The 14,163-nt window shown below is 54.2% G+C and carries 12 protein-coding genes; all 12 read left to right on the forward strand.

Features of this window, described 5'->3' with window-relative positions; genetic code table 11:
* Positions 1-3 precede the first annotated feature (3 nt).
* The 12 genes from tsaE (at position 4) to rnr (ending at position 14,148) form a co-directional block, all read left to right on the forward strand.
* A complete protein-coding gene (gene tsaE / locus MIB40_RS08520) occupies positions 4-489 on the forward strand; it encodes a tRNA (adenosine(37)-N6)-threonylcarbamoyltransferase complex ATPase subunit type 1 TsaE (RefSeq protein WP_264758498.1) in 486 nt (161 codons plus the stop codon).
* Complete coding sequence (locus MIB40_RS08525; protein WP_249693031.1) at positions 486-1,802, forward strand: N-acetylmuramoyl-L-alanine amidase; 1,317 nt, start codon at positions 486-488, stop codon at positions 1,800-1,802. The genes tsaE and MIB40_RS08525 overlap by 4 nt, the downstream gene beginning before the upstream one ends.
* A gap of 85 nt (positions 1,803-1,887) precedes the next feature.
* Positions 1,888-3,744: a DNA mismatch repair endonuclease MutL gene (gene mutL, locus MIB40_RS08530; RefSeq protein WP_249693032.1), complete on the forward strand. Its 1,857-nt coding sequence runs from the start codon at positions 1,888-1,890 to the stop codon at positions 3,742-3,744.
* Positions 3,745-3,789: 45 nt separating this feature from the next.
* Complete coding sequence (gene miaA, locus MIB40_RS08535) at positions 3,790-4,704, forward strand: tRNA (adenosine(37)-N6)-dimethylallyltransferase MiaA (RefSeq protein WP_249693086.1); 915 nt, start codon at positions 3,790-3,792, stop codon at positions 4,702-4,704.
* 184 nt (positions 4,705-4,888) lie between these two features.
* Positions 4,889-5,140 carry an RNA chaperone Hfq gene (gene hfq / locus MIB40_RS08540; RefSeq protein ID WP_249693038.1) on the forward strand — a complete coding sequence of 84 codons (252 nt, stop codon included), beginning with the start codon at positions 4,889-4,891 and terminating at the stop codon, positions 5,138-5,140.
* 17 nt (positions 5,141-5,157) lie between these two features.
* The gene (gene hflX, locus MIB40_RS08545; protein WP_249693044.1) at positions 5,158-6,486 is read left to right on the forward strand and encodes a ribosome rescue GTPase HflX; all 1,329 of its coding nucleotides are present in this window, start codon (positions 5,158-5,160) and stop codon (positions 6,484-6,486) included.
* Between the two features lie 94 nt (positions 6,487-6,580).
* Entirely contained in the window at positions 6,581-7,744 is a 1,164-nt protein-coding gene (hflK, locus tag MIB40_RS08550) for an FtsH protease activity modulator HflK (protein WP_249693045.1), read from the forward strand.
* Positions 7,741-8,613, forward strand: a complete 873-nt coding sequence (gene hflC, locus MIB40_RS08555) for a protease modulator HflC (protein WP_249693046.1) — start codon at positions 7,741-7,743, stop codon at positions 8,611-8,613. The genes hflK and hflC overlap by 4 nt, the downstream gene beginning before the upstream one ends.
* Positions 8,614-8,734: 121 nt before the next feature.
* Positions 8,735-8,926, forward strand: a complete 192-nt coding sequence (locus tag MIB40_RS08560; RefSeq protein WP_249693047.1) for a DUF2065 domain-containing protein — start codon at positions 8,735-8,737, stop codon at positions 8,924-8,926.
* A gap of 17 nt (positions 8,927-8,943) precedes the next feature.
* A complete protein-coding gene (locus MIB40_RS08565) occupies positions 8,944-10,128 on the forward strand; it encodes an ATP phosphoribosyltransferase regulatory subunit (RefSeq protein WP_249693048.1) in 1,185 nt (394 codons plus the stop codon).
* Between the two features lie 42 nt (positions 10,129-10,170).
* Positions 10,171-11,466 (forward strand): adenylosuccinate synthase, encoded by a 1,296-nt coding sequence (locus tag MIB40_RS08570; protein ID WP_249693050.1) that lies wholly within the window; start codon positions 10,171-10,173, stop codon positions 11,464-11,466.
* A 132-nt stretch (positions 11,467-11,598) separates the two neighbouring features.
* The gene (gene rnr / locus MIB40_RS08575; protein WP_249693052.1) at positions 11,599-14,148 is read left to right on the forward strand and encodes a ribonuclease R; all 2,550 of its coding nucleotides are present in this window, start codon (positions 11,599-11,601) and stop codon (positions 14,146-14,148) included.
* Positions 14,149-14,163: the final 15 nt, after the last annotated feature.

A 14,163-nucleotide genomic window follows, 5' to 3' on the forward strand; every position in this document is an offset into this window, starting at 1 on the left:
TGCATGCCTAAGTCATTGAATCTATATATTTCTAATGAGTCAGAGATGGTCCGTTTGGGTCAAGTTCTGGCCTCAGCCACCGAGCTAAAAGGCGTGGTTTATCTTTTTGGTGGTTTGGGGGCAGGGAAAACAACTCTGAGCCGGGGGGTAGTTCAGGCAGCGGGTCATCAGGGGGCGGTCAAGAGCCCTACCTATACCCTGGTTGAGCCCTATGAGCTTGATTCGGGCAACATTTATCACTTTGATCTGTATCGGCTGGGCGATCCCGAAGAGTTGGAATTTCTCGGAGTGAGAGATTATTTTGGCGATGATGCTCTTTGTCTGGTTGAATGGCCGCAGCGGGGGGAAGGCTGGTTGCCAGGTAGTGATCTGGAGCTTCACCTTGATGTTGAGTTACCGGGGCGGCGTATTGACATACAAGCTACCAGTCCTCGGGGGGAAATCATGCTGGCAGTCGTCGGTAAGCAGTATGGGGTAAACAGCGGATGAGATGGTTTGGCTTGGCTTTGGTGCTGGTGGCACAGTGGATGTTGTCAACGAGTGCCTGGGCAGCAACCGTAGAAAGCATGCGAATCTGGCGTGCCCCCGATAGTACCCGGCTGGTGTTTGACCTCAATGGTCCTGTGGAGCATCGGGTTTTTCCTTTGTCCTCCCCCGATCGCCTGGTCATCGACTTGACCAATGCCCGGATGGCTTCGGGTATGAAATCCCTGGCAACCGAGAAAACCCCGGTTAAGCAACTGCGTTGGGCGCAGCGCAATGGTAAGGATCTGCGCATCGTGCTGGACCTGAGTGGCAACGTAAAGCCCCGCAGTTTTTTACTCAAGCCCAACGCTTCTTACGGTCACCGCCTGGTACTGGATCTGGATGATCAGAAAAAGTCGTCCGTTAAAACGGTTGAAAAGGTGACTGCTCCTGGTGCCTCGCGTTCGGCCGATGTCATAATCGCCATCGATGCCGGGCACGGAGGAGAAGACCCCGGCGCCATCGGCTATCGAGGTTTGAAAGAGAAAAAAGTAGTACTGAAAATCGCCAAGGAATTAGCGGCGTTGCTACAGCGGGAGCCCGGTTTTAAACCAGTCCTGATTCGTACGGGAGACTATTATGTCGGCCTGCGCAAGCGAACCCAGCTGGCGCGTAAGGCGAATGCCGATCTGCTGGTGTCGATTCACGCCGATGCCTTTAAAAATCGCAAGGCTAATGGCGCGTCGGTATTTGCGATCTCCCAGCGGGGTGCGACCTCGGAGACGGCCCGTTGGCTGGCGAACAGTGAGAACAATGCTGACTTGATCGGTGGTGTTGGTGGGGTCAGTCTCGATGACAAGGACTCTGTATTGGCGGGAGTGTTGCTGGATCTGTCCATGACGGCGAGCCTGTCGGCCAGTCTTAATGCGGGTTCCGAAGTTTTGAAAGAGGTCGGGCGGGTCAATCGGCTGCATAAGCCCAGAGTAGAGCAGGCGGCCTTTGTGGTGCTGAAGTCTCCCGATATTCCTTCCATATTGGTGGAAACCGGCTTTATTACGAACCCCAGAGATGGCAAAAATCTGGCCAGTTCTTCGCACCAGAAAAAGCTCGCCCGCTCGATTTTTACCGGTGTTAAACGATATTTTGCCCGAACCCCGCCGCCTGGTACCTATCTGGCGAGTCGCAAGAGTGGAGATCGTCCCCGGCACGTGATCAAACGAGGTGATACCCTGTCGTCGATTGCTTCGCGATATCGGGTCACCGTGGCCAGCCTGCGCCATCACAACAATCTCAGTGCCGATGTGATTCGCGTCGGTCAGGTGTTGCAGATTCCCTGAAATCTGACGCCAGCCCCTGTTGAGCCGAGATGAGCTCAGGTACACTGACGGGCTGTTACCACGCCTCGTTTATTGTTGCTTTACTATGAAAAAAATTCAGTTATTACCCCCTAGGTTGGCCAACCAGATTGCGGCTGGCGAGGTGGTTGAGCGCCCTTCCTCGGTGGTCAAGGAGTTATTGGAAAACTGCCTCGATGCCGGTGCTCGGCGTATCGACGTCGAAGTAGAGCAAGGTGGGGTAAAACTGATTCGAATTCGTGATGATGGCTGGGGGATCCCCCAGGAACAGTTGCCGTTAGCGCTGAGTCGTCATGCCACCAGTAAAATCAGCGAACTGGAAGACCTGGAAGCGGTTGGCAGTCTGGGATTTCGTGGTGAAGCCTTGGCCAGTATCAGTTCGGTTAGCAAGCTGTCGCTCAGTTCAAGCTGCGAGGGGCAGGAGACGGGTTGGAAGGTGCAGACCGAGGGGCGTGATATGGATGCGGTGGTCACTCCAATAGCCCATCCGCGAGGCACCACCGTCGAGGTTAGAGATCTGTTCTTTAATACCCCCGCGCGGCGTAAATTTTTGCGTACGGAAAAGACCGAATTCGGACATCTGGAAGAGGTGATCAAGCGGCTTGCGCTCAGTCGTTTCGATGTGGGCTTTCATCTTCGGCATAACTTGCGCACCATCCATCAACTAAAACCTGCTGACAGTCAGATGGAGCGTGAGCGCCGTATTGCCATGCTATGTGGTCCGGCTTTTATCGATAATGCCGTGTGCGTGGATGTTGAAGCTTCGGGCTTGCGTCTTTGGGGCTGGGTGGGGTTACCGACGTTCTCCCGTAGCCATGCGGATATGCAATATTTTTATGTTAATGGTCGAGTGATTCGTGACAAGCTGGTGGCCCACGCGGTTCGGCAGGCTTATCGCGATGTGCTCTACAATGGTCGTCATCCGACCTTTGTGCTCTATCTTGAGCTTGACCCCACCGGGGTCGATGTCAATGTGCATCCGACCAAGCACGAAGTGCGATTCCGTGATGGTCGCAATGTGCACAACTTTCTCTTTAGCACCCTGCATCGGGTGCTGGCTGAAGTGCGTCCCAAGGACCAGTTAACGGCGACCACTGGCTCCTCCGAAACTCCGGAGCTGCAAATGTCCGGTGCGGCAGCAGGAGAATTTGCCGGTCAGCGTTCGATGGCATTACAGCCAGGAAATAACACGAGTTGGAATGAGCGCCCACCCGAGGGTCGTGTCAGTGATCAGCTGGCTACGTACAAGAGTATGCACGCCGCAGTTGATCAGTTGCTGCCCGGTAATGGTTCCTCTAATTCGCTGATGAATTCTGTTGACCAAAATGAAGAGGAAGAAATTCCGCCGCTGGGCTACGCGCTGGCCCAGCTCAAGGGCATCTTTATTTTGGCTGAAAACCAGCACGGATTGATTCTGGTGGATATGCATGCGGCTCACGAACGTATTACGTATGAACGGCTGAAAGCGACCTGGGCCGACCAGGGTATTACCAGTCAGCCTCTGCTGGTACCGGTCTCTGTTGCTGTCAGTCAGCGCGAAGCGGATTGCGCTGAACAGCAGCAAGACCTGTTGCAACGCCTGGGTATGGCGGTCGAGCGAATGGGCCCGGAGACCCTGACCGTGCGTCAACTGCCGGCCTTGTTGCGCAATGCAGATGTCGAACAACTGCTTCGGGATCTATTGGCTGATCTGTTGGTGGAAGGCAGTAGTGATCTGCTGGAGGCACGACAACATGAAATTCTCTCAACTATGGCCTGTCATGGCTCTGTACGTGCGAACCGTCGCCTGACACTTCCGGAAATGAATGCCTTGTTGCGTGATATGGAAACAACCGAACGCAGTGGTCAGTGCAATCATGGTCGACCTACCTGGACTCAGTTGGATATGGGTGAGCTCGACAAACTGTTCCTCAGGGGACGTTAAATCGTGTCAGTAAAAAAAGACCAGCGCCCCTGGGCCATTTTCCTGATGGGGCCAACGGCTGCCGGTAAAACCGACCTGGCGGTTGAGCTTTCCGAACGATTGCCTTGCGACCTGATCAGTGTCGACTCGGCCATGGTTTACCGTGAAATGAATATCGGCACGGCCAAGCCCGAGCCCGAGTTGTTGCAGCGGGCACCGCACCAGTTGATAGATATTCGTGATCCAGCCGATCCCTATTCGGCGGCCCAGTTTGCCGAAGATGCTCTCGAGGCGATGCGGATCAGTGCCGGGCAAGGTCGAGTACCGCTGCTGGTCGGTGGCACCATGCTGTACTTTAAGGCGCTGCGCGATGGTCTGGCGGATATGCCGGGGGCCGATGAGGGAATTCGTCAGCGTTTGCTGGATGAAGCGGAAAGGTCTGGTTGGGGGGAGCTGCACGAACGTTTGGCGAAACTTGATCCTGAGTCGGCGGCGCGGATTCATCCTAACGATCCCCAGCGCTTGCAGCGCGCTCTTGAGCTGATTGAGTTAACCGGAAAAAGCATGACTCGTTTGCGTGAAGAGCAGCGCAATGCTCGTTCGGAACCTTTTCCGTTTCGTATTTTGTCAATCGCTGTGGCCCCGGACGATCGTTCTGTTTTGCACGAGCGGATCGCGTTGCGCTTTCAGCAGATGATGGAGCAAGGGTTTATTGAAGAGGTTGAACAACTGTATCAACGAGGCGATCTGAATCTTAAGCTGCCTTCGATTCGCTCGGTAGGTTATCGGCAAGTCTGGGAATATCTCGACGGGGAACTCGAACGAGAGGCCATGGTCGAAAAAGGCATCATCGCAACCCGTCAATTGGCCAAGCGTCAATATACCTGGTTGCGAAGTTGGGGGGATTTGCATTGGCTTGACAGTTTGTCGGACCAATTAACAGAAAGTGCCTTGAAAAAGTTTCCACCCGACCTCATATAGAGCTTTCAAAGCAGTCGTCAGGTTTTTATAGCGACTATTACGTATTGAAGTCTATAATTCGAGAGCATAGGGTGGCAGGTTCTTGAAGTGCCTGAAAATGGGCGCTGCCTACCATCATAAAACGCTAGCAGGGCGGTCCTGACACCAGTCTTGCCACCAATTTTTCTACTTAAGGAGTAGCACAATGTCAAAAGGGCATACCCTACAAGACCCTTACCTGAACGTATTGCGCAAGGAGCGCATCCCCGTTTCTATCTATCTGGTCAACGGTATTAAGTTGCAGGGCCAGATCGAATCCTTCGATCAATTCGTTATTCTATTAAAAAACACAGTCAGCCAGATGGTGTACAAACATGCCATCTCTACCGTGGTTCCAAGTCGGCCGGTTCGTATGCCTGTGCCTGCTCAGGAAGCCGGTGAAGCCGGAAGTGCTTAAACAGTTGGAGTTACTCGTTGTTTTTTGAACGCCACGAAGGTGGTGAGCATGCCATACTGGTTCATCCCGAATTCTCAGAAGACAGCGAGCGTGAAGATCCCCGTGAGTTTGAAGAGCTGGTCAGCTCGGCGGGTGCTCGAGCGGTAGCTTTTCTTTCGGTCGCTCGACAGCAGCCTAGCCCCCGTTTCTTTGTGGGGCGAGGCAAGGTGGATGAGATACGAGATCTGGTCGCTCACCACGAAGCTGATATCGTTATTTTCAATCACGCCCTGAGCCCTTCTCAAGAACGAAATCTTGAGCAGGAGTTTCAGTGTCGTGTGCTCGACCGTACGGGCCTGATTCTGGATATCTTTGCTCAGCGTGCCCGCACCCACGAGGGTAAGTTGCAGGTCGAACTGGCTCAATTACAGCATATGAGCACAAGGCTGGTTCGTGGTTGGACCCACCTGGAGCGGCAGAAGGGTGGTATTGGTCTGCGTGGTCCGGGTGAAACCCAGCTGGAAACCGATCGACGTTTATTGCGGGGCCGTATCAAAGCCATCACCAAGCGTCTCGAGCGAGTGCGCAAGCAGCGTGATCAGGGGCGGCGTTCCCGTCGCCGGGCGCAGATTCCTAATGTCTCGCTGGTTGGGTACACCAACGCCGGCAAGTCCACCCTGTTTAATCATCTGACCGATGCCGAGGTGTATGCGGCCGATCAGCTGTTTGCGACGCTTGATCCGACTCTGCGTCGTATTAATGTTGATGAGCTCGGCCCGGTCGTGCTGGCTGACACTGTGGGCTTTATTCGTCATCTTCCCCATAAATTGGTCGAAGCGTTCCGGGCAACGCTGGAAGAGTCGGCTCAAGCCGATCTTTTATTGCATGTAGTGGACGCAGCCGATCCTGAACGGGATGACAATATTCATCAGGTGAACCTGGTGTTGAACGAAATCGGGGCCGGCGAGGTTCCTGTGTTACAGGTTTACAATAAAATCGATCTGCTGGAGGGGGTTGAGCCTCGTATCCAGCGTAATGAACATGGTGAGCCCGAGCGCATCTGGTGCTCCGCCCATAGCGGTGCGGGTATTGAGTTGTTGTTGCAGGCGATCAGTGAGCGTCTGGGCGAAGATTTGGTGCATATGGATCTGCCCCTGGCCCCCGATCAGGGGCGTCTGAGGGCGCGACTGTTTGCCTTGGGTGGCGTCGTTCAGGAGCATCATGATGAGAGCGGTCAAATGCTGGTTGAGGTGAGAATGCCTCGCCATGATTTAGCGCGATTGTTAAAGGAAGCAGGTCTTGATCCACTTCCCCTGCTGGACGATGAATCCCTGGATGGGCTTGCAGCCGAGGGTGAGGCTACATAAAATCGTTTAACTTTGATTAACGAATCAACGCTGGATTGATCCAATACGCTGTCAATTCAGTATACTTTTCACGCACGCTGTAATGGAGAAGGCTATGGCCTGGAATGAACCGGGTGGTAACGGCAAAAATCAGGACCCTTGGGGGGGTGGCAATCGAGGTGGAAACCAGGGGCCGCCAGACCTCGACGAGGCATTCCGCAAGCTCCAGGAGAAGCTGAACGGCATCTTCGGTGGCAAAGGAGGGGGGGCTTCCTCATCCAGTAGTGGCAGCAGCGGTATGTTGATTGTCGTATTACTGGTCGCTTTTGCGGCTTATATATGGAACGCAGTCTATATCGTCGACCAGAAAGAGCGGGCGGTTGTACTGCGTTTCGGTGAGTACCTTGAAACCGTAAATCCAGGTCTGCATATCTATTTTCCGCCTATTGATAGCAAGTATCAGGAAAATGTGACGGAGTTTCGGACCTATAATCTGCGCCACCAGATGCTGACCGAAGACGAGAATATCGTCGAGGTTGCCATGTCGGTTCAATACAATATCGCCGAGTTGAAAGACTTTGTGCTCAATGTTGAGAACCCCGAGAGCAGTCTCGAGCAAGCCACGCAAAGTGCCTTGCGTCATGTTGTGGGTGGTTCGGAGATGCACTCGGTGCTGACCGAAGGGCGTGAAGCTATGGCTGATGAGGTGCGTGAGCGCCTGCAAAGCTATATCGATAACTACGGCTCTGGTATCAATGTCGGTAAAATTAACGTCGAGAGTACCTCTGCTCCCCGTGAAGTTCAGGCCGCATTTGATGACGTAATCCGGGCTCGAGAGGATAAGGAACGTTCCCAGAACCGTGCACAATCCTACGCCAATGCCATCGTTCCAGAGGCACGCGGTGAAGCTCAGCGTATGCTGGAGGAAGCCGAAGGTTATCGTCAGGAAGTGATTGCACGGGCGGAAGGTGAGGCGAGCCGTTTCAGCCAGTTATTGGCTGAGTATACGAAGGCGCCCGAGGTGACTCGTCAGCGTCTGTACCTGGACACCATGCAGGAAGTGCTGGGTAAGAGTAACAAGGTGCTGGTTGATGTGGAGGGTGGTAATAACATGATGTATCTGCCTCTCGACAAAATCATGCAAGAACAAACCAGTATTACGTCCGGTGGCAAGGTGGAGCTGAGCCCCCAGCAGGTACGTGATCTGGCCAACAAGGTGGCCGAGGATCTACGGTCACGTAGCAATACCAGTACTCGTAGTGGGAGGAATGCACAATGAGCCCGAAGAGTATGTTAGGCGTAATTCTGCTGGCAGCCGTTGTCCTGCTGGGTTTGGAAAGCCTGTATGTGGTCAGCGAGCGTGAGCGTGCGGTCGTACTGCGCTTTGGTGAATTGATCAAGCCGAATGTGCAGCCGGGTCTGCATATTAAGGCTCCCTTTATCGATAAGGTGCGCATCTTTGATGGTCGCTTGCTGACGTTGGATTCCTCTCCCGAGCGTTTTCTGACGCAGGAGAAAAAGGCCCTGATCATCGACTCCTTTGTTAAGTGGCGCATCGACAACGTTGAAACCTTCTATACCGCAACGTCCGGTGATATACGTCGTGCCAACCAGCTGCTGTCCCAGCGGGTTGAATCTCGTCTGCGTAACATTGTTGGTAGCAAGACCTTGCAAGAAGTGGTTTCCGGCGAGCGAGATCAGTTGATGGAGTTCATCACCAATAACCTTAATGGCATTGCCCGCCAGGAGCTGGGTGTGGCCGTAGCGGATGTGCGTATCAAGGGCATTGATCTGCCGCCTCAGGTCAGCGATTCGGTGTTTGAGCGAATGGCGACCGAGCGGGATAAAGAGGCTCAGGAGATACGTTCTCAGGGTAACGAGCAAGCTGAAGTGATTCGTGCGGATGCGGACCGTCAGAAGCGTGTGTTGCTGGCGGAGGCTTTCCGTGATGCAGAAAAAGCCCGAGGCGATGGCGATGCCAAGGCGGCGGCTATCTATGCCAAGGCCTATAATGCAGACGCCGAGTTCTTTTCCTTCTATCGTAGCTTGCAGGCCTATAAAGAAACCTTCCGCAAGCAAGGCGATATTATGGTGCTTGACCCCGATAGTGACTTCTTCCACTATCTCAAGCAATCTGGTGCCAAATAGGATTCTGGCAGTTGTGGAGGGCTGAATGCTTCTGCCCTCCACACAGGTTGTGTTATTATTGTTCAAACCGGGCCAACACCCGGTTTTTTTGTGACCCCGATTTGAATGAGTGGGCGTGCGAATGGATTTTTGGCACCAGCTGCTAGTGGCGTTTTGCCTGATGTTGGTACTGGAGGGAATCGTTCCCTTTCTGTATCCTCGCCGCTGGCGAGTGTTGGTCGCGCAATTGGCGACCGTCGATGATCGAACATTGAGGATAATGGGGCTGGTAACCATGCTATGCGGCACGGGCCTGCTCTACCTGGTGAACTGAATGACAGGTTTGAACGAATGACGATAGCTGATCGCTGGCTGCTGCCGGATGGGATCGACGAGGTGTTGCCCGCTGCGGCGGCGCAGATTGAAAGGGTGCGCCGTGAGCTGCTCGACCTCTATACCAGTTGGGGCTATGAGCTGGTAATCCCCCCTCATATTGAATACCTCGAATCCCTGCAAGCAGGTGCCGGGCATGACCTGGATCTGCAAACCTTTAAAGTGGTCGATCAGCTGACAGGGCGTATGATGGGTTTAAGGGCCGATACCACGCCATCGGTGGCTCGTATCGATGCCCACACCCTGCGACGCGAGGGTCCGGTTCGTCTCTGCTATTGCGGTAGTGTTTTTCACACGAAGGCCGATGCCTCGTCGGCCTCACGTAGCCCGATACAGCTGGGTGCGGAACTATATGGCCACGCCGGTTTCCAGAGTGACGTCGAGATCATGTCGCTGATGCTGACGACCTTACATCGTGCAGGTCAAAGTCGCATCAATGTGGATATGGGGCACGCCGGCATTTTCCGCGGTCTGGTGCGTGAATCGGGCCTCGATAATGATCAGCAGGAGCGCCTGTTTGACGCCCTGCAGCGTAAGGCAAATCCGGAAATACGTGAACTGGTAGAGGCTTCGGTAACGGATCCTGCGATTGCCGAAATGCTTTGCCTGCTACCTCACCTCAATGGTGATATCTCTATTTTGGCCGCTGCCAGCGAGAAGCTGGCAGCGGCCCCCGATGATGTTCGTGAAGCGCTAAAACTGCTGCAGCAGATCGCCACCGGGGTACAACAGACGTTTCCTGAGGTATCGCTGTATTTCGATCTCAGTGAACTCAGTGGATACAACTATAACTACCATACTGGGGTCGTGTTTGCGGCCTACCTCCCGGGCAGCGGTCAATCGATTGCCAAGGGTGGACGTTACGATGGTATCGGTGCCGCCTTTGGGCGAGCACGGCCGGCCACCGGTTTTAGTACAGACCTCAAGCTCTTGCTGGGGTTAATGGCCTCAGAAGCCAAACCGGCCACGGCTATTTTTGCACCCCAGCACGCTGATGCTGAATTGGTGCAGTCCTTGCGTGAGCAAGGCGAATGTGTGATTTATGAGTTACCGGGACAGTCGCAGGATGCGGTTGATTTGGGTTGCAATCGTCGCCTGGTGGAGACCTCGGGTGGTTGGCAGATCGAGTCGGTTGAACAATAGTTCGACGGGCAGGTTTATCTAGCGAAGTTAAAGAGAACAGTCATGGGTAAAAATGTTGTAGTGCTGGGCACCCAATGGGGTGATGAAGGCAAGGGCAAAATCGTTGATTTGCTCACCGACCAAGCTGCTGCGGTTGTCCGCTTCCAGGGTGGGCATAATGCCGGTCATACTTTGGTGATTGATGGGGAAAAAACGGTATTGCACCTGATTCCTTCGGGTATTCTGCGTGAAGGCGTTACCTGTTACATCGGTAATGGCGTCGTGTTATCACCGGAAGCCCTGTTGAAAGAGATGGCTGAACTCGAGGAGCAGGGCATTCCCGTTGCGGAGCGCTTGCGTTTAAGCCCTGCCTGCCCGTTGATTCTGCCTTTCCATATCGCCCTTGATCAGGCGCGGGAAAAAGCGCGTGGTAACGCCAAGATCGGTACCACCGGTCGTGGCATTGGCCCGGCTTATGAGGACAAGGTAGCACGTCGTGGTTTGCGAGTAGCCGACCTGGCGTATCCAGAGCGTTTTGCGACCAAACTGAAAGAGGTGATGGAATATCACAACTTCATGTTAACCAATTACTATCAGGAACCCGCAATCGATTATCAACAGGTGCTGGATAGCTTCCTGGAGATGGGCCGGATCCTCGCGCCGATGGTCGTGAACGTGGTTGATGAGCTGCACCGTCATCGTCTCGATGGTGACAAAATCATGTTTGAAGGTGCGCAGGGATCCTTGCTCGATATCGATCATGGCACTTACCCTTTTGTCACCTCGTCCAATACCACAGCCGGTGGTACAGCAACCGGTAGTGGTGTCGGTCCTTTGTATCTGGACTACATCCTCGGCATCACCAAGGCCTATACCACTCGTGTGGGTTCCGGTCCTTTCCCGACCGAACTGGGTTGTGAAGTGGGTGAGCATCTGGCCAAGAAAGGCCATGAGTTCGGTGCTACCACGGGTCGTGCCCGTCGTTGTGGTTGGTTCGATGCGGTGGCTTTGCGCCATGCCGTGCAGGTCAACAGTATTTCCGGGCTCTGCCTGACCAAGCTTGATGTCATGGATGGCCTGGAAAAGATTCAGGTTTGTGTGGGTTACCGCAATGCAGAGGGCGAGCTGAGTGCCAGCCCGGTGGACGCCGAAGATTACGAAGCGCTTCAACCGATCTATGAGGAGCTGCCCGGATGGAGCGAATCGACCATCGGCGCGCAATCAATCGATGCGTTGCCTGCTAATGCGCAATCCTATATCAAGCGCATTGCCGAGTTGGTCGGCGCACCTATCGATATTGTCTCAACGGGTCCGGACCGCAAGGAAACAATCGTTTTACGTCATCCTTTCGCCGAATAATGTCATCTTCACGATAAAAAAAGAGGGGCCTAGGCCCCTCTTTTTTTATTTCTCAAAACTTCACTATAAAATCACACTGATTCGGCTACTCTATAATCCTTTTAGCCCTTTCACGCTCGATTGGAGAGCCCCATGAGCAAAAACTGGAATCGTAAAGACCCTCACGCCGACCGCGAAGCGCGTAATTACGATAATCCGATTCCCAGTCGCGAGCTGATAATGCAGCACCTCGACGAGCGTGGAGCCCCCGCAGCTCATCGGACTCTGTGCAAGGAGCTGGGCCTGGCCGAAGAAGGGCAGCAGGAAGCGCTTCAGTTTCGTTTACGGGCCATGTGCCGTGATGGACAGCTGGTACAGAATCGTAAGGGCAGCTTCGGCCTGATGAGCAAGATGGATCTGATTCCCGGCCGGGTTCAGGGACACAAGGATGGTTATGGTTTTCTGGTGCCCGATGCAGGCGGTGACGATCTGTTCCTCAGTCATGGCCAGATGCGCCGCTTGTTCGATGGTGATCGGGCGGTGGTCAGGGTGGCTGGCGTTGATCGTCGAGGTCGCCGAGAGGGGCAATTGGTCGAAGTACTGGAACGTAATACGCAGGCGTTGGTAGGGCGCTATTTTGAGGAGAACGGGAGTGCTTTTGTGGTGCCGGACAATCCGCGCCTGGGGCACGATGTGCAGATTGCCGACTCCAGCCTGAAAGTTCGACAGGGCCAGTTTGTGATGGTGGATATTACCGCGCAACCGGGCAAGCATACGGCTCCCAAAGGTGTTGTTAAAGAGGTGCTGGGGGATCATATGGCGCCGGGGATGGAGATTGACGTTGCTTTGCGCTCCCATCAGCTACCGCATCAATGGCCCGATGAAGTGCTGGATCAGATTAAAAGTTTCAGTGAAACCGTGACTGAGAGCGATAAAGAGTCACGGGTGGACTTGCGTCAATTACCGCTGGTCACCATCGATGGTGAAGATGCCCGGGATTTTGATGATGCCGTGTATTGCGAGGCCAAACGTGGCGGAGGCTGGCGGCTCTATGTGGCCATAGCGGATGTCTCCCATTATGTTCAGGTCAATACGGCGCTGGATGAAGAGGCGCAGAACCGGGCTACTTCGGTGTATTTTCCCGGTCAGGTGATCCCCATGCTGCCGGAAATTCTTTCCAATGGCCTGTGTTCATTGAATCCTCTGGTTGATCGTTTGGCGATGGTTTGTGAAATGACCATCAGCGCCAAAGGAAAGTTGAGTGGTTATCGTTTTTATGAGGCCGTTATTCAATCCCATGCGCGACTGACCTACACTCAGGTGGGTTGTGTGCTGGAGAGTCCGGCGTCGAGAGAGGGTAAGCAGCTAAGCAAGGAGCTGCATCATCTAATGCCACATCTGCGTGACCTGTTTGCGCTCTACAAAGTGCTGCGCCAGAGTCGCGAGCAGCGCGGTGCAATCGATTTTGAAACCGTGGAGACCCGCATACTGTTTGGCGAAGAGCGTAAGATCGAGCGCATCGTGCCGACCCAGCGAAACGAAGCCCATAAACTCATCGAGGAATGCATGCTGTGTGCGAATGTGGCAACGGCACGCTTCCTGGAAAAGCTGGATGTGCCGGCGCTCTATCGGGTCCACCCTGGGCCGAAAAAAGAGAAGCTCGAGAACTTGCACAAATTTCTCGGAGAGCTGGGCCTTAGCCTGCCCGGTCGCGATACCCCTGAACCCCGTGATTATCAGCAGTTGCTGGAGCAGGTGAAGGATCGCCCCGACGCCCATATGATTCAGTCGATGATGCTTCGCTCGCTCGGTCAGGCAACCTACACCCCCAGCAACGATGGTCATTTTGGTTTGGCTTACAGCGCCTACAGTCACTTTACTTCGCCGATTCGACGTTACCCCGACCTGCTGGTACATCGCGCCATTCGCTTTATGATTCGTTCCAGCGCTCAGGGCGCGACCGAAAGCGGTGAGCGTCGTTCCAATGTGTTTGCGCGTCTCAAGGATGCTATTCAGCCTCGGGGTGAAATGGCGGTGGTCGGTCGAGTGAAGGGGGCCGAGTTACTGAAACAGTCTCAGATCTACCCCTATGATCTGCCGCGGATGCTCTCTTTGGGTGAGCATTGCTCGATGGCCGAGCGCCGTGCCGATGAAGCGGTACGAGATGTGGAAGCCTGGCTTAAATGCGAATACATGCAGTCCCATATTGGCGAAACCTATCCCGGGGTGGTGACCGCCGTGACCGGATTCGGGTTGTTTGTCGAGCTGGAGGATATTTTTGTCGAGGGTCTGGTACACGTTACCGGGCTGAGTAACGACTACTATCATTTTGATCCGGCTCACCAGCGTCTTACGGGTGAGCGTAGCGGTGTCAGTTATCGTCTGGGCGATGAGCTGATGGTCAAGGTGGTCCGGGTTGATCTGGATGAGAAGAAGATCGATTTCGAGCTTGCCGATGGTAAACCGCCCAAGCGCGGTAAAAAATCCCGTTCGGCCAGTGGTAAAAGTGCGCGAGGAAAATCGGACGCTAAAAAAACTGGAGGGCGTACCGGAAATAAAACCGGTAAGCGCAGTGCCTCGTCACGGAGTGCGACTCGCCCCGCGGGTGAGCTTGTTAGTGAGGGCGGGAAAAAGAAATCGTCAAAGCCAAAGTCATCGAAAAGTAAGGTGCGCCGTTCAGCGCGTAAAAAGACCAGTCGCTAGTCGCTATGGTTGCGA

Origin of the sequence: Aestuariirhabdus haliotis, from assembly GCF_023509475.1 — a bacterium.
Classification (GTDB): domain Bacteria; phylum Pseudomonadota; class Gammaproteobacteria; order Pseudomonadales; family Aestuariirhabdaceae; genus Aestuariirhabdus; species Aestuariirhabdus haliotis.